Origin of the sequence: Halomonas sp. HL-93 (assembly GCF_900086985.1) — a bacterium.
In the GTDB taxonomy this organism is placed as follows: domain Bacteria; phylum Pseudomonadota; class Gammaproteobacteria; order Pseudomonadales; family Halomonadaceae; genus Vreelandella.
The window spans coordinates 1011744-1029690 of record NZ_LT593974.1 but is presented as its reverse complement, the minus strand read 5'-3'; the positions used below and the strand labels follow the sequence as shown (position 1 = coordinate 1029690).

16 protein-coding genes and 1 tRNA gene are annotated in these 17947 nt (G+C 55.9%); 4 read left to right on the top strand and 13 right to left on the bottom strand.

Features of this window, described 5'->3' with window-relative positions; all coding sequences use genetic code 11:
* The first annotated feature begins 528 nt into the window (after positions 1-528).
* Together GA0071314_RS04650 and GA0071314_RS04645 are read left to right on the top strand one after the other, a co-directional pair.
* The gene (locus tag GA0071314_RS04650; protein WP_074395532.1) at positions 529-1248 is read left to right on the top strand and encodes a Crp/Fnr family transcriptional regulator; all 720 of its coding nucleotides are present in this window, start codon (positions 529-531) and stop codon (positions 1246-1248) included.
* Between the two features lie 198 nt (positions 1249-1446).
* Complete coding sequence (locus tag GA0071314_RS04645; protein WP_074395531.1) at positions 1447-2166, top strand: Crp/Fnr family transcriptional regulator; 720 nt, start codon at positions 1447-1449, stop codon at positions 2164-2166.
* Positions 2167-2386: 220 nt separating this feature from the next.
* On the opposite strand, the gene GA0071314_RS04640 is transcribed toward GA0071314_RS04645, so the two are convergent.
* Positions 2387-5593 carry a type I restriction endonuclease subunit R gene (locus GA0071314_RS04640; RefSeq protein WP_172822088.1) on the bottom strand — a complete coding sequence of 1069 codons (3207 nt, stop codon included), beginning with the start codon at positions 5591-5593 and terminating at the stop codon, positions 2387-2389.
* Between the two features lie 288 nt (positions 5594-5881).
* Between GA0071314_RS04640 and GA0071314_RS04635 the strand changes: the two genes are divergently transcribed.
* Complete coding sequence (locus GA0071314_RS04635; RefSeq protein ID WP_074398433.1) at positions 5882-6361, top strand: DUF2846 domain-containing protein; 480 nt, start codon at positions 5882-5884, stop codon at positions 6359-6361.
* A 51-nt stretch (positions 6362-6412) separates the two neighbouring features.
* On the opposite strand, the gene GA0071314_RS19730 is transcribed toward GA0071314_RS04635, so the two are convergent.
* The 8 genes from GA0071314_RS19730 to GA0071314_RS04595 form a co-directional block, all read right to left on the bottom strand.
* The gene (locus tag GA0071314_RS19730; RefSeq protein ID WP_231896511.1) at positions 6413-6613 is read right to left on the bottom strand and encodes a hypothetical protein; all 201 of its coding nucleotides are present in this window, start codon (positions 6611-6613) and stop codon (positions 6413-6415) included.
* 111 nt (positions 6614-6724) lie between these two features.
* Positions 6725-6937, bottom strand: a complete 213-nt coding sequence (locus tag GA0071314_RS04625) for a hypothetical protein (protein WP_156524094.1) — start codon at positions 6935-6937, stop codon at positions 6725-6727.
* Entirely contained in the window at positions 6927-7895 is a 969-nt protein-coding gene (locus tag GA0071314_RS04620) for a GIY-YIG nuclease family protein (protein ID WP_074395528.1), read from the bottom strand. Before GA0071314_RS04620 ends, GA0071314_RS04625 begins: the two co-directional genes overlap by 11 nt.
* Positions 7896-7971: 76 nt before the next feature.
* On the bottom strand, positions 7972-8175 hold the full coding sequence (locus GA0071314_RS04615; RefSeq protein ID WP_074395527.1) for a hypothetical protein: 204 nt from the start codon (positions 8173-8175) through the stop codon (positions 7972-7974).
* Entirely contained in the window at positions 8172-8768 is a 597-nt protein-coding gene (locus GA0071314_RS04610; protein WP_074395526.1) for a zeta toxin family protein, read from the bottom strand. Before GA0071314_RS04610 ends, GA0071314_RS04615 begins: the two co-directional genes overlap by 4 nt.
* Positions 8765-10156, bottom strand: a complete 1392-nt coding sequence (locus GA0071314_RS04605; protein ID WP_074395525.1) for a restriction endonuclease subunit S — start codon at positions 10154-10156, stop codon at positions 8765-8767. Before GA0071314_RS04605 ends, GA0071314_RS04610 begins: the two co-directional genes overlap by 4 nt.
* Entirely contained in the window at positions 10153-12129 is a 1977-nt protein-coding gene (locus GA0071314_RS04600) for a type I restriction-modification system subunit M (protein ID WP_074395524.1), read from the bottom strand. Before GA0071314_RS04600 ends, GA0071314_RS04605 begins: the two co-directional genes overlap by 4 nt.
* Before the next feature lie 181 nt (positions 12130-12310).
* Positions 12311-12387, bottom strand: a tRNA-Ile gene (locus tag GA0071314_RS04595).
* 143 nt (positions 12388-12530) lie between these two features.
* Between GA0071314_RS04595 and GA0071314_RS04590 the strand changes: the two genes are divergently transcribed.
* On the top strand, positions 12531-13106 hold the full coding sequence (locus GA0071314_RS04590; RefSeq protein ID WP_074395523.1) for a hypothetical protein: 576 nt from the start codon (positions 12531-12533) through the stop codon (positions 13104-13106).
* On the opposite strand, the gene GA0071314_RS04585 is transcribed toward GA0071314_RS04590, so the two are convergent.
* From GA0071314_RS04585 to GA0071314_RS04570, 4 genes are all read right to left on the bottom strand, one after another.
* Positions 13096-14871, bottom strand: coding sequence for an ABC transporter ATP-binding protein (locus tag GA0071314_RS04585; protein ID WP_197668839.1), 1776 nt, complete (start codon positions 14869-14871; stop codon positions 13096-13098). The genes GA0071314_RS04590 and GA0071314_RS04585 overlap by 11 nt on opposite strands.
* 162 nt (positions 14872-15033) lie before the next feature.
* Positions 15034-15837 carry an ABC transporter ATP-binding protein gene (locus GA0071314_RS04580; protein ID WP_074395521.1) on the bottom strand — a complete coding sequence of 268 codons (804 nt, stop codon included), beginning with the start codon at positions 15835-15837 and terminating at the stop codon, positions 15034-15036.
* Positions 15834-16949 carry a FecCD family ABC transporter permease gene (locus GA0071314_RS04575; protein WP_082934200.1) on the bottom strand — a complete coding sequence of 372 codons (1116 nt, stop codon included), beginning with the start codon at positions 16947-16949 and terminating at the stop codon, positions 15834-15836. The genes GA0071314_RS04580 and GA0071314_RS04575 overlap by 4 nt, the downstream gene beginning before the upstream one ends.
* Before the next feature lie 19 nt (positions 16950-16968).
* A complete protein-coding gene (locus GA0071314_RS04570) occupies positions 16969-17937 on the bottom strand; it encodes a FecCD family ABC transporter permease (RefSeq protein ID WP_074395520.1) in 969 nt (322 codons plus the stop codon).
* Between the last annotated feature and the right edge of the window lie 10 nt (positions 17938-17947).

The following is a 17947-nucleotide window of genomic DNA, read 5'->3' as shown; positions in this document are numbered from 1 at the left end:
ATAAGGGGGTTACAAGCCCTTGCTCTGTGCGCAAGCGAACGCATGGCGCATTTTTCAATGCGGTCATGCCCAAAGCGTCGCTATCCCTCTCAATAGGCACTATTGCTCATTAAATGCACAACAGATAGCCCGAATGGGTGAATGACACTAGAGCGGTATTCGGTATTGACGATATTAGAAAGGAGGCGCTGCGTTCCCTGCAGCGCAAAGTGCAACATCCTGTTTAGGCATGTCCGTTGCCGCACTTAGGATGCATACTAGGAAATACAGCGGCAGCTGACCGTGCGCTGGCGAACATGGATGATGAAATATTCACAAGGCTACATTTGTCTAATATAAGAACGATTTGTAAACCCGCTCACTCCCAGCTATGTGCGGTAGCGTACAGAGAGCCCCCCTAAGTAACCTATACTGAAACTAAATGTATCTCCCGACTGGGGGCGATACTCCCAGGTGCCTATCACGGCTACCTATGCAGACAATTCGCGTCATGCTCTGCTCAACCGCTGGGGATTAGGAGAGGTGTCGATGTCTGAACCGCAGGATTTTCACCAAAATGCGTTGCTTAGGTTACTGCCAAAAGAGGAACTAGGACGTTTGTTGCCCCATCTTGAAAAGGTGCCATTGGTGCTGGGGCAATCGCTGTGTGAATCCGGTCAGCAAATGAGCCATGTCTACTTCCCACTTGATGCCATTGTCTCCCTACTCTGTGTAATGGAAAACGGCGCCTCGACGGAAATCGCTGTGGTGGGCCATGAAGGCGTAGTGGGTGTCTCGCTGTTCATGGGCGGTGAGACCACACCCAGCCGAGCGATCGTGCAAAGCGCTGGGAAAGCGTATCGTCTTAAGGGTCAGGTACTAAAAAATGAGTTCTACCGCGCCGGGCCGATGCAACGGCTGCTGCTACGCTATACCCAGGCGTTACTAACGCAAATGGCGCAGACCGCGGTATGTAATCGCCATCACAGTGTTGACCAGCAGCTATGTCGCTGGCTGCTGCTCAGCCTCGACCGGCTATCGGGCGATGAACTGGTCATGACTCAGGAGTTAATCGCCAATATGCTGGGCGTTCGTCGCGAAGGGGTAACCGAATCAGCCGGCAAACTTCAGAAGGCTGGCTTGATCTCTTATCATCGTGGGCGGATTACCGTGACCAACAGGCCCGGGCTTGAAGCGCGTGTTTGCGAGTGTTACTCGGTAGTTAAGCGCGAATACGACCGCCTGCTCAATCAACATGCCGTGATATAAAGGGCTGAAAAGAGCCAGTTAACCAGAAGTAACGTTTACCGATTTGTGTACGCTAGCGTGCCGACGCTTGGTTCACCCAATGTTAATATGAAGATGGACCGTCAGAAGATCGATGACGGCGTCTCGATCTGCAGCCGACATCAAAATGATTAATACCGTCATTGTGCCGCTTGCCAGGTTATATAACCGGAGAGGCACATGACGTCTATTTTGCACGTTTCCGATGCCAATCAACTGCTAGCTAAACTACCCACGGTCGAGCGGGATGCCTTTATGAGCGCCTGCGAAACCGTGGCGCTAACGTTTGGCGAAGTACTGGTCCAGCCCACAGAAGCCGTCAGCCACGTTTATTTTCCACTCGATAGCTTTATTTCACTGATCGTCATCCTTGACCCTGACAATCGCCTGGAAGTCGCCATGACGGGGCGAGAAGGCATGCTGGGAAGCTCCCTGGTGCTAGGCATCGACGAGGCACCCTTGCTCGCCCTAGTGCAAGGCGCGGGCTCGGCGCTTCGCATGAATGCCGCCAGCTTCCAAGCGCTTCTACTGAGCAGCCCCGTATTGCATCAGCGGCTGAAGCACTACCTTTACGTCGTCATGAAGCAGCTGGCCCATTCAACCGCCTGCATCCATTTTCATCAGATAGAGGCCCGCCTCGCCCGCTGGCTGCTGATGACCCAGGACCGCGCGCGCACTGACCAATTGAAACTAACCCATGAGTTTCTCGCCATGATGCTCGGCGTCAGACGCGCCGGCATCACCATGGCGGCGATCGCCCTGCAGACGCGCGGGCTGATCGGGTACCACCGCGGCGAAATCAAGGTGCTCGACCGCGCAGGCCTGATCGGCGCCGCCTGCGAGTGTTACAACGAAGACCGTGCGTTGTATGCGAAGATGATGACGCTCTCACCTGCGTAGTCCTGACTCTCTGAGTCTCGTTCGCCCGCCTGCCGGATGACATATGGATCACCTGCTCAGGTGTCGTTCTGCACCAGATTTTTCCAGGCATTGATCATATAAACCTGCCTTCAATAGCATCAAACAGACGTTATTTGTTCTGCACCGTTCATGACCGAAAAGTCTGTCACGCGGTATCCGTCACGTATCTATTACCATTGCTGCCACAAGAGTCGACAACTCAGTTGTTTGGATACTCATTATTCCCTGCCCTTCCTGCCAGCAACTTAAGAATCAACAGCGCGAACTGCCTGCCGGTTTCCTCATCCTCCAGTAGCGGCATGGTGAGCTTTTCATGGTCGTTCATGGCATCCATCACGGCGTCCGTTACGCGTTTTGGAAACAGGCCGTGCATTACCTGGTGATCATCGTGATGGTTAATCTGGGCCATTACGGCGTCATCACGTTCGATGCGATCAGCTATCCCGTTGGCGAAGTGCAGCTTGTCTTCATCGCTAATATCAGCGCCATACAGGTCGTTAAGCCGTTCGATAATCTCATTGAGCTGCTGGGTTTCTGGATCGTGAGGTTTGCCAGAGCCAACCTCTGTAATCGGCTTCAGTCCATAGTCGCCTTCTTTTTCGCCTAGATTTAGCTGCTGCTCGGCGCGCTTGGTTAACCGGTAGCTATCCAGCGATAGCTCACTTACGTCGAGAGGATCACCTTCCAACAACCTATCAATGCGAAGCAGCGGATGGAGATGCTTGGCAAACACACACAGTTGCTCCAGCTCGGCGTCATCAAAGGAAATGATTTGACTGAGGAACTCATAAGTTCGCACGAAGCTTTGCAGGTTCTTGCGGAAGAGATCGAGCTCGTCACGGGTTTTGCCTGCATCTTCCAACTCCTGATCGGCACGCTTACTTCCTGTTTCATCGCCATTCTGCTCGGCCTGGCGGCGTTCCTCTTTCCATATTTCCTGCTGCTCTAGGATCACTTCATAACGTTTTTTGAAACGATCTTGAGCAGGCTTGCAGTGGTAACTCAGGCGTGATGATGGAGCTTTGGGGTCGAAAAAAGCGGTAGCGAACGCCTCCACCTCGGGCCAGTGATAGATGCCACTGGCGTCCAGGGTGCGCTTGATGTCATACACCACCTGCGGATCTGAGACATCGGCCAGCGTTGCCTTGCGATAATAGGGCGCAAAGGCCTCGAGTATGTCCTCCGGCTCGTTGAAGAAGTCGAGAATAAACGTCTGCTTGCCGGGGAACAGCCGATTGAGCCGCGAGAGGGTTTGCACGCAATCCACGCCCTGTAGCTTTTTATCTACATACATTGCGCACAGCTTGGGTTGATCAAAACCGGTCTGGTACTTGTTGGCGGCAATCATCACATTGAAATCGTCGGTGTCGAAAGCATCCGCCAAATCTCGCCCACGCAAACCTGGGTTGAGTAGCTTGCTTGATTCACTCACCTCTTCAACGATCACTTCATCAGGCAGCACCGTACCCGAAAAGGCGACCAGCGGGTGCACATCGGTATAGCCTTTTGATTCCACGTACTGCCGCATAGCGAGCTGGTATCGCACCGCTTCCTGGCGACTAGCGGTGACCACCATGGCTTTCGCTTGGCCATCCAGCAGATGACGCACGTTGGCGCGATAATGCTCCACAATGACTTCTACACGCTGGGCAATGTTGTAAGGGTGTAACCGCACCCACTTGGCCAAGGTTCGCGAGGCCTTTTTGGCGTCCACCTCCTGCGCTTCTGCATCCGGGTGTGCGAGCTTCCAGGCGGTACCGTAGGTAACGTAATTGCGCAGCACATCAAGGATAAAGCCTTCTTCGATTGCCTGACGCATGGAATAGAGGTGGAAAGGCTCGGGCTTGTTTTCCGCGCTCGGCGGCAAAGCTGGGTCGGCCACGCGACCAAACAGCTCCAGCGTTTTGGCTTTGGGTGTCGCCGTGAAAGCATAGTAACTAATGCTTTCGCTTGGGCGGCGCGAGGCCACTGCCGCATCCAGCATCATCTCCGCGCTGATGTCTTCATCATCACCCGCCATTTCACCTGCGGCGGCCAGCAGCGCTTTGAGCTTGGTGGCCGAACTACCGGTCTGCGAAGAATGTGCTTCATCCGCTATCACCGCGTAGTGGCCCTCGGCAAGCTGAGGGCGCTTGTCCAGTGCATCAAACAGCGCCGGAAAGGTCTGGATCGTGACAATGATGATCCGCGTATTATTGGCAAGCGCGTCCGCCAACTGCTCTGATTTGCTCTGGTTACCCACATCGCGGGTAATGGGACACACCACACCATGGGCATGCTCGAACTGGTAAATGGTGTCTTGCAGCTGGCTATCAAGCACCGTGCGGTCGGTCACCACAATCACTGAGTTGAAGCGCTTTTGCTGGCCGCTTTCGTCGTACAGGTTGGCAAGCTGATGGGCCAGCCAGGCGATGGAGTTGGACTTACCCGAGCCTGCGCTGTGCTGCACCAGGTAGCGCTGGCCCGGAGGTTCCTGATGAGTTGTGGTCACCAGTTGATTGACGACTTCCCATTGATGGTAACGCGGAAAAATAAGCGTTTCTTTTGTTTTTCGACGCCCGTAAAAGTCTTCACTGGTTTTCTTTTCAAGGTGCAGGAAGCGCCCCAAAATCTTGAGCCAGGCATCCGGTGAAAACACGCGCTCCCACAAATAGGTGGTCGCATAGTGGTTCTCGTCTTCCAGCAGTGGGTTGCCCGCGCCGCCACCCTCAGTACCTTGGTTAAAGGGCAGAAAGAAGGTGTCTTTACCCGCCAGCTTGGTAGCCATCGCCACCTCGGCCTGGCTGACGGCAAAATGCACCAGCGCGCCGCGCTTGAACGCCAGCAGCGGCTCGATCTTGCGGGTGATCGGGTCTTTCAGCGGGCGGTCGTTACGATACTGACGCTTGGCGTTTTCTACCGACTGCTTGAACTCGCTTTTCAGCTCCAAGGTGGCTGTAGGGATGCCGTTGACGAACAGCACCAGATCCAAACGTGGGTTATAGCTTTGGCTGCCCTGGCCTTTTTCTCGCGCATGCGGCGAATAAGACACCTCCGGCACCACGCGCAGGCGATTGGCGCGGTAGCGGGCAAGTGCTTCGGGGTTCATGGCGTGGTCAGGTTTGAAGCTGCACAGGTCAAACGTTACTCCCGGCACTTTGAAGCCATGGCGCAGCACCTCAAGCGTGCCCGCTCGTTCAAGCTCGCGGACCACCTTTTGGATGAACACTTGCTCGGATGCTTGCGGGTTGGCCTTGCAGAACTTCTCCCAGCGCTCGGGCCAGGCATCCTGCACATAGCCCAACAGATCTTCAGTGTAGAGCGCTGATGTGCGGTCGTAGCCAGTGGCCGTGCCCACCCGCCAGCCATCAGCGGCCATGGCGTCAATGATGTCCTGCTGGAACCGGCCTTCCCTGCTGTCCGCCACGATAAGCACCCGAAGTTTAATCAATGTGCACAGACTACAACGAAGCCGAACAGAATGGAAAAACGGGTTCTACTACCCTTTCCCCTAAGGCGTTGATTTTTAATTTTATGATCATCTGCCACCTTTTCGTCAGTGACAATAACTAAATTTTGGTTAATATACGCTTGGCTTCGCTTCGGTTAACTTCGGATAACAAGAAACGGCAGTCATCGTAACGCCCTTATGGCAATTGATTGAAATATGACAGCGGGTGGAAACTCGCTTATGGAGTAAAAAATGGTAGGGAACATGACGTTTAAAGGGATCGGGAAACTGCTATTGGCGTTTGTTGCGCTGGCGCTTATCACTGGCTGTGCTGCCAAAGCGCCCTCTTCAGAGAATTTACAGAATGAACTTCAGGGCTTTAAGTTACCGCAACAGCCTAATGCTGATGAAGGCATGGTCTATGTGGTTCGCCCAGAGATGACAGGCACGTTGGTTCGCTTTAATGTTTTCTTGAATGACCAAGAAGACTCATCCGAAGTCGGTCATACACGCGGCAGTGAGCACATTTACTTTCCCGTAGAGCCCGGTCAACACACCATTTATTCTAAAGCAGAGAACTGGGCATCCGTTGACGTAGACGTATCGCCGGGCGAAACGGTTTTTATTCGCCAACACGCGAAGATGGGACTTGTCATGGCGCGCAACTCATTGTCATTGCTGGAAGCGATGGAAGGTGAGTATTTTGTTAAAGAGACCAGCCCCGGCACGATGATCAATCGCTAATCATCGTGACGACTCGGAACCCCGCTATATAGCGGGGTTTCTTATTTGGTTTCAGACACCTAGCGCATTAAGCTCATCACGGCTATAAACCCGCCCATAGCGGCTGATGAGTCCCTTAGGTCCTAGCATCGTTAAACTAACAATCGGTGTGGCGGTTTTAGCAAAGCTATCCTCCAATGCTTGCTCCTGCTGTGCCAATGTAAGTACACCAATCCGTTCCGGCGTATAATGCTCGCCTAGTTCCATGAGCAAAAACTGAGTCCAACCGGGGGTGAGACGCACACTTCGGCCGCGACGGTTTTCTTGGGTAATGGCTTTAACCTGGGTTCGTTGGCCGTCCTCTTCCAGATCAAAACCGGGGTTTTAGCTACCTGACATCATTGAGGGCTGTTGGCCAAGCGCTTCTAAAAAGCGGAGCCCAATAAACTCACCTATACGGCCAATAATGTTGTCGTTACCGCCAATACGCTCAGGTACTGCGCTCCCTAATGCCAAAATGGCTTGGCGCGCCTGGAGGTAATGGTCAATCGCTCGCTGAATCTCGGCATCGCGGTGCTGCTGGGGCTTATCCATCATCGCCCTCATTTGGCATTGATGCCGCAGCATTGACCTGCTGATCTTGCCAATCAGCATAGGTCTGCCCCGTGGCCTCAACCTTCCAATCAACACGACCGTTAGCGGCCCGCCCTGCGACAGCGGCGGCGGCCGAGCTGGGGCTCGTGAAGCCATAGTCACGCGTGAACGTCTTGAATCCATTACCATCGTCCATCAGCACACCTTCATCGCAAAGCTGCTTGTAGAGATGCCGGTAGTTGTGCTTAAGGTCTATCCATTCTCCCCTGGCGAGAGAACCCTCTAGAACGACAAATTCACCTTCAACCTCTTGAGCGTAGGCGACAATATTTTGTCTTTTAACTTCCATCTTCAGCCTAGGGCTTACTGAAACGCTTTGGTTTGGCTCTCGCTCTGTGGGTGCTTGACGCTCAAGGCCAGGACTTGATGAGATTTTTGTAGTGCTGCGTAAAAAATCCAGACCAAGAACGGGAAGTACCGTGCGAACCTGCTCGACAAAAAAGGCCATATCAGCACGATCAGATTCTGGAAGTCCCACGTACTCATGTGACGTACCGTTGGCTAGCTTACAACGCCCAACAGCACCCGCTTTCTGTATCAGCAAGCTCTCCAGGTATTTCACATGAGCCTTGGTCAGGTTCTGGTCTTTACTCGTTATAAGACACACCTTCTCCCAAAAATCCTTGCCTCCCTTATCCTCCGGTCGATTGTGCTGTTTAAGCCGCGTAGCAACATCATCGCTTTCACCGATATATACCAAAGGGCGTAAATCTCCCTCTGGATCCGTGCCGACTAAGAAGTATATTCCGGTTCTCCCACATTCGGGGCGCTGAACTAACTCGCTGAGCCTGCTGCGCGGACCTGTAAGCACATGCCCTGTCCAGTTCATAATTTCAGCGGTAAGCAGGCCAGTAGGCGTGCCATCCACTAGAAACAGCCGAATGCTGCGTCCCTGTGTCATATCAACTCCGTTAGTGCTAGCCGCTTTCGCCATTTTGCGAATTGGCTACACACACTGCTTGGAATCTCAGCATTGATCAATGACGAGTCTTGGCCTGCTGATTATCCTCGGAGGCTGTGTCGTCAGGATTGTGCGGCGCGTCCTCACCAATGAGAACGGGCTTACCTTCCTGCCAAAACACCGCGTATTGGCCCAGGCGGCGCTTGCGCTCTAAGGTTTCGGCCACGGCTGTGCGAAGGCTGTTGAGCATTTCCTGGGTATCGGGTGAAAGTTGGGTCATGATTTTGCCTCCTGGGAAAGCGCGTCAAACAGTGAAGTATTAAACACTTGACGGTGATTGCCATGCTGCTCGAAAACCGGCTCTGGCTGGTCTTGGTCATTCATGAAGCAACGCGCACGGCTGACCAATGGCGCGTAAAGCGTCAACAAATTATTCAGGCTGCGCGGGAAACGTCGCTGAATATCTTTGAGCGCAATATTGTGGCCGCCGTGAGACACACGCTCAGCAACGCGCAGGCGTGACATCTCAACAGAGGGTAGCGCCAAATACACTAGCTCAACTTTCCAGCCTTCGGCTAGCAGGCGCTCAACTAGCCGTGAGTAACCACGCCCCGAGAGCGTAGTTTCAAAGGCAAAGTCTTCTCGCTCATCAATCGCTTCTTTGATCTCGCGCAGGAAGATACGGCTGGCCGCGACAAGATCCCGTTCGGGTGCAAACGGGGAAAGGCCGGCGGCAATCAAGTCAGCATTGATAAAGCGTGTACATTGGGCGACTTGCGGCAGATAGTTGAAGGCAAAGGTCGTTTTGCCCGCCCCGTTGGGGCCGGCCACTATCCAGCAGACGGGCGCTTGGAATTCATTTGGCAGGGTCATACCAGCTCCGTTTGATTGGCCTCTCCAGCAGCCACCACCGACCTCGCTGACGGCTGCCAGCCACGTACGTCGATTTTGCCAGTGACGGCGGCAGAGATTAGGGCGGAGCGGCGTTCTTGGAGTAAATTAATAGTATTTATACCCTCTTGCATCAGATCATCTAAACGAGCAGCCTCAATAGCAAGGAAATCAAGCACTTTCCGTTGCTCTTCAACTGGAGGGAGCGGCAATTGACAAGACATTACGCTACTTGAAGATATTGATGCCAAATTCGTGCTTTGCTTGGAATAAAGGTAAAAGTAAGCGCGAGCCGCATTGGAGCGAGTGAACATGGAGAGCCAGTGAGGCAATAAATACTGGTTCGGCCGAATGGCAAAAACATGATTTTGGTGAAGGCAATCAGTAATCTCTCCATTCCAAACAGTACCACGGCCAAGTTTGTCGTTATCTCCACCTTCATTCATCAATACATCACCTTCTTGAAGGCGATAGCGGTCTACCTCAGAAACAGCAACTTCTACTGTTTTAACCGTTGATAGAGCAACATAACCGTCTTGAACATTCGCTACACGAAGATAGGGAAGCTCAACTGTTAGTGTTTCAGCGTCATAACTCTTGCCCTTAGCGATGCCTCCTTGAATCGTTGCATACCAACGAAGTGGACCAACATCCCAATGAGCCGGCACTTCCCCCAGCCACTCCACTCCGGAGTCTTTCATTGGGACACTGGGATCGAGCCCTTTGGTAACAGCATGGGAAATCACCGCCTGGCGTTTTTCCTTGAGCAGCTCGATCAGGCACTGCTGTTCTTCCACTAAGGCGTCGATGCGGGTGGTTTCGTGGTAGAGGAAGTTGGCGATTTGAGTTTGCTCTGAGCCTGGGGGAAAAGGTGTAGGCACTGACGCTACTTTTTCTGCAGTAAAGTGAGCAATAGTCGACTTATTACAGAGCACGTCAACGTAGCCCTTTTGCTTAATAGCGAGCATCCAATAGAAAAGGAAAGACGAGCAATTATTCGCATTTGACCTTACCCTATTTATTGAATTTTGAATGTGATAACCAGGGCCATTCCTCCATAGTGCTGGACGACCAACATCGCCTCCTTCGCTGATTAATAAATCTCCATACTCAAGAGCTAACTGACGCGCTTCGGATGGGCTGAACCACATTTTTCTTACATCTTTAAAGTCAACTCCCGTGGGTTGTATATTAGCAGCACGCAAATATGGAAGAAGTTGATCACTTTCCTTTTTGGGCTCTGGCTGTAGCATTTTTCCTAAAACAACGTCGTGGCCACGCTTCAAAGCTGTAACTTCCCAATGCGCTGGCACTTCCCCCAGCCACTCAACGCCGGAGTCCTTGTACTCGGGATAGGCTGGGTAGCTCATGCCGACAGCTCCTCGATCATCTGCTTGATACGATCAGTACAGGCTTTGAGGTCGGCGTCGATTTCCTCCAGCGGGCGCGGCGGCGTGAACTGATAGAAGTGGCGGTTAAAGGGTATCTCGAAGCCGACAATGCCAATGCGGCCATCCAGTTCGTCGCGCTTGTTTTCATCGATCCAGGCGTCGGGTACGTGGGGTTTGACCTCGCGCTCGAAGTAGTCAAACACCGATTCGTTGTAGGGCACGTTCTCGTTATCGCGTAGGCCAGTGTCTGGCTCAGGTTGTCCGTTTTTGTCCAGGCTTATATCGGCGTCCGCATCACGCTCGGAGAGGGCATTGAGAATGGCCTTCTGTACGGGCGCGCCAACTTTTAAGCCTTCAGCCTTTAGCGCCGCGTTAAGCGCTTTGGTAAACGCTTTGCGGTTGGTGTAGCGCTGTTCACCAAGCTGTTTGCAGGCGGCCTTGAGCGCGGCTTGCTCGCCGTCATCCAATTTCTGAATGGCTTTTTCGTCGTCCAGCTTTACTAGGCGTTCTTCGCTGGCTTCGAAGTTCAGGCGCAGCGGCCGCTCGACGGTAATCCGCCGGTATCCAAAGGTTTCAATAGGGAAAATTTTACTATTGTCGCTATCTTCAAAGGCGCCGTAGAGCCGCACGATAGCGTCAATATCTCGATCGGTGATGTACTGGCGCTTGCTGCCCAGCGACTTGCGCATCTTGCTGGCACAGCCGGTGGAGTTAATCAGCTGCACCTTGCCCTTGCGCTCGGCAGGCTTGTTGTTGGAGAGCACCCATATATAGGTGGCAATACCGGTGTTGTAGAACATATCCGTGGGCAGGCCGACGATGGCTTCTACCAGGTCATGCTGCAGCAGGTAGCGGCGAATTTCGGACTCTCCACTGCCTGCGCCGCCGGTAAACAGCGGCGAGCCGTTGAGGATGATGCCAATGCGCGAGCCCCCGTCTTGCCGGGTGCGCATCTTGGCCACCAGATGCATCAGAAAAAGGAGCGAGCCATCAGAAACTCTTGGCAAACCGGGGCCAAAGCGGCCATCGTAGCCGCGATGCCTATGTTCGTCAGTCACCTGCTTTTGTACTTTTTTCCACTCAACGCCAAACGGTGGATTGGAGAGCATATAGTCAAAGCGCTCGCCCGCCAGCTGGTCGCCAGATAGCGTGTTGCCCAGCTTGATCCGTTCAACCTCCTGCCCTTTTACCAGCATGTCGCCCTTACAGATGGCGTAAGACTCAGGATTAAGCTCCTGGCCGTGCAGCGAGACTGTCACGTTCTGGCTGACCTGCTGAATGTACTCGTCGCTCTCAGAAAGAAACCCGCCGGTGCCGGCTGTCGGATCATACACGGTGACGATGCTGTTGGGCTTGAGCTTGGCTTCTTGCCCGGTAAGCACCAGAGACGTCGTTAGATGAACGATATCGCGGGGCGTAAAGTGCTCCCCGGCGGTTTCGTTGGAGCTTTCGGCAAACTTGCGGATCAACTCCTCGAAAATGCCGCCCATACCGTGATTGCTAACGCGCTGTGGGCTTAGATCTATCGCCGCGAACTGCAGCACTACTTTGTAGAGCAGATCATTGGCGCTGAGCTGCTGAACGAAGCTTTCGAACTCGAAATGCTCGAAAATCTCCCGCGCGCTCTGGCTGAACGACTGCACATAGCTCATCAGGTCGTCGCTTGTTTGGGTATCGGAGAGCGTGCCCAGGGATAGCGGCGAGGCATTGAAGAACGGCTGGTCCGCCGCGCGCAACAACAGCTTCTCACGCACCGCTTCCGGCTTGTTTTGGTGCTGCTCGGCAGCCTGCAATACCTCGGCTTTGGTGGGCGCGAGAACACACTCCAAGCGGCGCAGCAGGGTAAACGGCAGAATGATGCGCCCATACTGCGATTGCTTGAAATCGCCGCGCAGAAGGTCAGCGACCGACCAGATAAAGGCCGCTAACTGGGAGTGACTTTCCGTGTTCAAGGTACTTCCCCACGCTAAGTAAATATTCGTTAATTGGCGAATATCATACACGCCAACCTGTGCGGTAACAGCCAGGAAGCGCAAGCGAAAATAAAGGAAGTAAGATGGGGATCAAACGAGCAGCAGGGAAATACAGACCAAGGGGCTCATAATCCCCTGCTTTAAGAATTAGCACATAGAATGGTGGGCCCAGTAGGACTTGAACCTACGACCAAGGGATTATGAGTCCCCTGCTCTAACCAACTGAGCTATAGGCCCGAAAAGCGTGCATATCATAGCGAATGTGGTGGAGCGAGGCCAGCCCCTAGTTAGGCTATCTTGCCATTACCGCGGCACTTTTTAAGGGTTAGCGGGTCTTGAGGGAAGCCCTTTTGAGAAAGGCCCTTATAAGGAGATACGCTTTGAAAGCATTGATGGCGCTTTTTTCGCTGCTGTTGGCGCTACCGGCGCAGGCAGATTGGCAGTTGGACCCTGACCGCTCGAACGTTCAAGCATCGATTACCCAGTTGGATGGCGATGAGCCGCAAACCCATCACCATCAGGTTCGCGACCTGCAGGGCGATATTTCCGCCGATGGAACGCTGCGTCTGCCACTCAAGCTCAGCCAAACGGATATGCTAACCCGGATGGGCGAACTGCCCACCTGGGCCGAGATGCTGGCCAACACCACGTTGGTCACGCTGGTGGCGCAAATGCCACCCGAGCGGTTAGACGAGTTGGATATTGGCGAATCGCTGGTCGAGACGCTGACCTTCCGGCTACAAAGCGATATGGTCAACCAGGAAGAGACTGTCCCGCTTCGCTTCACCCGTGAGGGCTTGAACGAAGTGCGCGTGACCCACGCCGAGCCCATGGCGCTGGATGGCCGCGCGTTGATGGCCAACGCCACGCTGCGCAGCGTGCTCTCGATGCTAGGTTATAACGAGATAGACGAGCACGTGCCGATCACGCTGGATGCACGGCTCGTTAACCGCTAACGGCTTCAGCATCGCCCGCCAGCGCCTCGCCGGTTTGCACGCGCCATTGGGCCGCGTAATGGCCATTAGCGGCGAGCAAGCTTGAGTGAGTGCCGCGTTCGGCCACTTGGCCTTTTTCGATCACCACGATCTCATCGGCGTGCACAATGGTCGAAAGCCGGTGAGCAATCATGATCACCGTGCGGCCGTGGGCAATGCGCTTGAGCGAGCGCTGAATGGCGGCTTCGGTTTCGTTATCCACCGCGCTGGTGGCTTCATCCAGCACCAAAACCGGCGGGTCTTTAAGCAGCGCCCGGGCCAGTGAAAGCCGTTGGCGCTGGCCGCCGGAAAGGCGCACGCCCCGCTCCCCTACCGGCGTTTCCAGCCCTTGGGGCAGCGTTTCAATAAAGCTCCACGCCTCGGCGGTTTTGGCGGCATCGATAATCGCGGCGTCATCCGCATCCGGCCGGCCGTAGGCAATATTGTCGCGAATACTGCCTTCAAACAGGTACACATCCTGGCTGACCAGGCCAATCGCCTGGCGCAGCGAGTGCATGCTCACGTCCGTTACCGGCTGCCCGTCAATCAGTACCCGCCCGCTTTTGGGGTCGTAAAAACGCAGCAGCAATTTGATCAGCGTCGATTTACCTGAACCGGTCGCACCGACCAGCGCCAGGGTATGCCCAGCTGGCGCGTGTAAATCCACCCCATCAACGCCCACTTCACTGGCGGTGTAGTGGAAGCTTACCGACTCGAAGCGCACCTCACCTTTAATGGGCTGAACCAGCGACGTGGTGCTGTCGTCTTTAACCGTAATGGGCTCTTCCAGCAGATCGAGAATGCGTTTGGTGCTGGCCATGGCGCGCTCAAATAGGTCAATCACCTGAGCCAAGCCGGTCAACGGCCACAGCAGGCGCTGGGTCAAAAACACCAGCACGCCGTAAGCGCCCACGTTCAAGGTGCCGTTGAGCGCCATCATGCCCCCCACGGTAAAGGTGGCCAAAAAGCCCGCCAGAATCGCCATACGAATAACCGGGATAAACGCCGAGCTCACCTTGATCGCCCGGCGATTGGCATCCACGTAGGCTTCGCTGGCATCGCGCAGGCGCTCGGCCTCGCGGTCTTCGCTGGTAAAGCTTTTAATCGTGGCGATACCGCTTAAGTTATTGGAAAGGCGGCTGGCCAAATCGCCAACCTTTTCGCGCACGTCGCTGTAAAGCGGCCCGGCTTTGCGCTGGAAGTAAAACGCGCCCCAGATGATCAGCGGAATGGGCGTAAACGCCAGCAGCGCGATCAGCGGCGAGAGCACGAAGAAGACTGCACCGACGGCAACTACCGTGACGCCCACCTGAATCAGCGAGTTAGCACCACCGTCGAGGAAACGCTCAAGCTGGTTAACGTCATCATTCATCGTGGCAACAAGCTGGCCGGAGCTTTTCGACTCAAAAAACGCCATATCCAGCCGCTGGGCATGCTCGTAGGTGTCCTGACGCATATCCGCCTGAAGCCGTTGGGCCAGGTTGCGCCATAAAATCTGGAACAGGTACTCAAACAGCGACTCCCCCGCCCAGATAAAGAACGTCAACACGGCGAGGATGGTGATCTGCTCTTGAGGAGCGTCGAAGCCCAACCGCGCCACAAAGCTTTGTTCCTGATTGACCACCACGTCGATCGCCACGCCGATGAGAATTTCGGGGGCGATATCGAACAGCTTGTTGATGATCGAGCAAACGGTCGCGGCGATAATCCGCCGCCGATAGCCTTTGGCATAGCGCAGAAGGCGCATCAAGGCCTGAAAGCTCTGATTCTGAGAGCGGGCCTGAGAACGGGGCGTAAAAGAAGCCACGAGCATTCCTTACTGAGTGGTTATGGGTCGAATGATGTGGCCTATCGTACCACTTTCCTATTTACCAAACGTCGGCTTAGGGGCTTGGTTTGGGCACAAGGCTTAAGAACCGGCACGGCGCACGTTGGCCAATAAGGGACTGCCGGTATCTGGGTCGATAATCAGCGTGCAATCTACCTGATACAGCTCGCGCACCAGCGCTGGGGTAACGACCTTTGCAGGCGCCCCTTGGGCGACAACCTGCCCTTCGCACATGGCGATGAGATGATCCGCGTAGCGGCAGGCGCTGGCTAAATCATGCAGCACCATCACCACGGTGCGGCCTTGGCAGGCAAGGTGGCGTACCAGCTCAAACACTTCGATCTGATGACCCAGGTCCAACGCCGAGGTCGGCTCGTCGAGCAGTAACAGCGGTGTTTGCTGGGCGATGGTCATGGCAATCCACGCCCGTTGGCGCTGCCCGCCGGAAAGCGCTTCCAGCGGACGCTCGGCCAAGGATTCAAGCCCGGCGGCGACAAGTGCGTACTCGACCACACGCTGGTCCTCCGCCGACCATTGGCGCAGCCAGCCCTGGTGAGGCTGGCGGCCAAAGCGAATCAGCTCGCTGACCGTCAGCCCTTCCGGCGCCACGGCCTCTTGCGGCAACAGCGCCAGTTGAGTGGCGAGCTTACGGGCGGGCAGGTGTTGGATATCCGCACCATTCAACAGTACTGCCCCACTTTCCGGTTTGTGCAGACGCGCTAGGCCCGACAGTAGCGTGGACTTGCCACAGCCGTTGGGGCCCACAATCGCGGTGACCTGGCCACTCGGCAGGCTGACGTCCAGCGACTCAATGACGCGCCGAGGGCCATAACTCAGGGCAAGCGATTCGGTGGCAAGCGTGGGGGATGGCTCAGCATGCGTCATGCGTAACTCCGTTGCGGGCGCATTAGTATCCATAATAACCAGGGACCGCCGATGACGGCGGTGACAATACCGACAGGGATTTCAATCGGGGCCAGCAAAGTGCGCCCGGCGAGGTCCGCCAGCACCATCACCAGCGCGCCTGACAATAGCGACGCCACTAACGGTACCTGGCGCGAGCTTGCAAGGGAGCGGGCAATTTCAGGGCCGATCAGCCCGACCATACCCACTGGCCCTGCCACCGCAACCGCCAGCGCCGTCAACACCACCGAGAGCAACAATACCTGGAAGCGTCGCGCTTTAACGTTAACGCCCAGCCCACAGGCCGTTGCATCTTTAAAGCGCATCAGCGATAGCGGACGCGCGACGACCCCCGCAGCGACCACGCCGACGATAAGACCGCCCGCTAGCCAAAAGACGGCGTCGCCTGGGCGGGCGTTGAGCGACCCGACGGTCCAGGGGTAGGCCGCATTGGCGGTATCAATCGCCACCCGTGCCAACATCAATTGGGTGACGGCACCGAATACCGCGCCGACGCCAATCCCCGCCACGATAAAGCGATAGCCCTGCGTGCCACCACCCGCCACGAGGCCAAAGGTCAATGCGGCTGCGGTAGCAGCCCCCGCCAGCGCCATGGCCGACGGGGCCAGGGAAATGCCCATCCCCACCACCGAGGCCACGGCAAACGCCGTGGCGCCATTATCGATACCGATAATCCCTGGGGTGGCCAGTCGGTTGCGTGCCAGGGTTTGCATCAGCACCCCGGCAAGCGCAAAGGCAGCCCCGGTTAAACAGGCCGCTAACAGCCGGGGCAGGCGCAGCTCCTGCACGGTAAACACGTTGATCATCTCGCCCCGGCCAAAGAGCGCCGGGACAACCGTGCTCGGCGCCAGCGTCATACTCCCAAGCCCCAGGTAAAGCACGCAGGCGACGAGCAGCGCGACCCACAACCCCGTATTGACGGTCAGTCCGCGGCGCTCAATCAGCACACTGCAGGCATTGCCACGTGGAGAGCGCCACGCCACCCGCCAATAGCCTGACGGTGCCGCTACCTCAGCCGCAGGGTGCTGGGTTAACAAGGCCGGCGAAGAAAGATCAGTTGCGTTCGATTTCATGGGCATGCAACGCCAGAGATTATAAGGAGGGTAGCCGCCGGGCGCGCACCACCGCGACCAGTACCGGAGCACCGCATAGGGCGGTCAACACGCCAATTGGCAGCTCTGAAGGCGCCACTAACACACGCGCAATGATATCTGCGGCGAGCACCATCAAGGGGCCGATCGGCAGGCAGAACCACAGCGTGCGGCGAATGTCCGGCCCGGCGATCGCTCGAGCGGCAAACGGCACGACCAGGCCGACAAACGCAATAGGACCGGCAATCGCGGTGGCAGCGCCCACCAGTACCGCCACGCAGGCGACGACCAACCAACGGATCAGCCCTGGATGATGTCCCAGCCCTGACGCGGCCCGTTCGCCTAGCGCCAGCGCCGCCAGCGGGCGGGCCGTAACAACCACCAACACGGCGGCCACCAGCATGCTGGGCAACATGGCGACCACATCATCAAGGCGTCGTCCGGCGAGACTGCCGATGACCCAGAAACGGATTTCATCCGCCGCGCGCTGATCAAACAGCAGCATGAGGGACGTCAGCGAGCCAAGCAGCCCGGAAAACGCCGCTCCCGCCAATACCAGCCGCACCGGATCGCTGCCCACACCGTGCACGCGGGTGACGCTAAGCACACATAGGCAGCCGACCAGCGCTCCCAACTGGGCCACCGAAATACGCAGCGTGGCCGCGCTGGCCCCCATGACCAAGGTTAATGCCACGGCAAAGGCCGCGCCAGCGCTGACCCCCAACAAGCCGGGTTCGGCGAGCGGGTTACGCGAGACGGCCTGGAGCAGCGCCCCCGCCACTCCCAGGGCCATGCCCACGATAATGCCAATCAAGGTACGCGGCGCGCGCAGTTCCCATACCACGAAACTCGCATCGTCATCCTGACTGCCGGCAAGCACCGCCAGCGCACGCAGCGGGCCGACGTCGCCTGCGCCAATCAGCAGGCTAACGAGACTCACCGCCACGAGGGCGGTGAAAAGTAGCGTCATATGCGTTCGT

Coding starts and splice junctions, on each gene's coding strand:
- GA0071314_RS04575 (WP_082934200.1), bottom strand. CDS start 16,949: ATGAAATCGAACGCAACTGATCTTTCTTCGCCGGCCTTGTTAACCCAG.
- GA0071314_RS04580 (WP_074395521.1), bottom strand. CDS start 15,837: ATGACGCATGCTGAGCCATCCCCCACGCTTGCCACCGAATCGCTTGCC.
- GA0071314_RS04605 (WP_074395525.1), bottom strand. CDS start 10,156: ATGAGCTACCCAGCCTATCCCGAGTACAAGGACTCCGGCGTTGAGTGG.
- GA0071314_RS04610 (WP_074395526.1), bottom strand. CDS start 8,768: ATGACCCTGCCAAATGAATTCCAAGCGCCCGTCTGCTGGATAGTGGCC.
- GA0071314_RS04645 (WP_074395531.1), top strand. CDS start 1,447: ATGACGTCTATTTTGCACGTTTCCGATGCCAATCAACTGCTAGCTAAA.
- GA0071314_RS04570 (WP_074395520.1), bottom strand. CDS start 17,937: ATGACGCTACTTTTCACCGCCCTCGTGGCGGTGAGTCTCGTTAGCCTG.
- GA0071314_RS04625 (WP_156524094.1), bottom strand. CDS start 6,937: ATGATGGATAAGCCCCAGCAGCACCGCGATGCCGAGATTCAGCGAGCG.
- GA0071314_RS04635 (WP_074398433.1), top strand. CDS start 5,882: ATGACGTTTAAAGGGATCGGGAAACTGCTATTGGCGTTTGTTGCGCTG.
- GA0071314_RS04615 (WP_074395527.1), bottom strand. CDS start 8,175: ATGACCCAACTTTCACCCGATACCCAGGAAATGCTCAACAGCCTTCGC.
- GA0071314_RS04620 (WP_074395528.1), bottom strand. CDS start 7,895: ATGACACAGGGACGCAGCATTCGGCTGTTTCTAGTGGATGGCACGCCT.
- GA0071314_RS04650 (WP_074395532.1), top strand. CDS start 529: ATGTCTGAACCGCAGGATTTTCACCAAAATGCGTTGCTTAGGTTACTG.
- GA0071314_RS04585 (WP_197668839.1), bottom strand. CDS start 14,871: ATGCGCCTTCTGCGCTATGCCAAAGGCTATCGGCGGCGGATTATCGCC.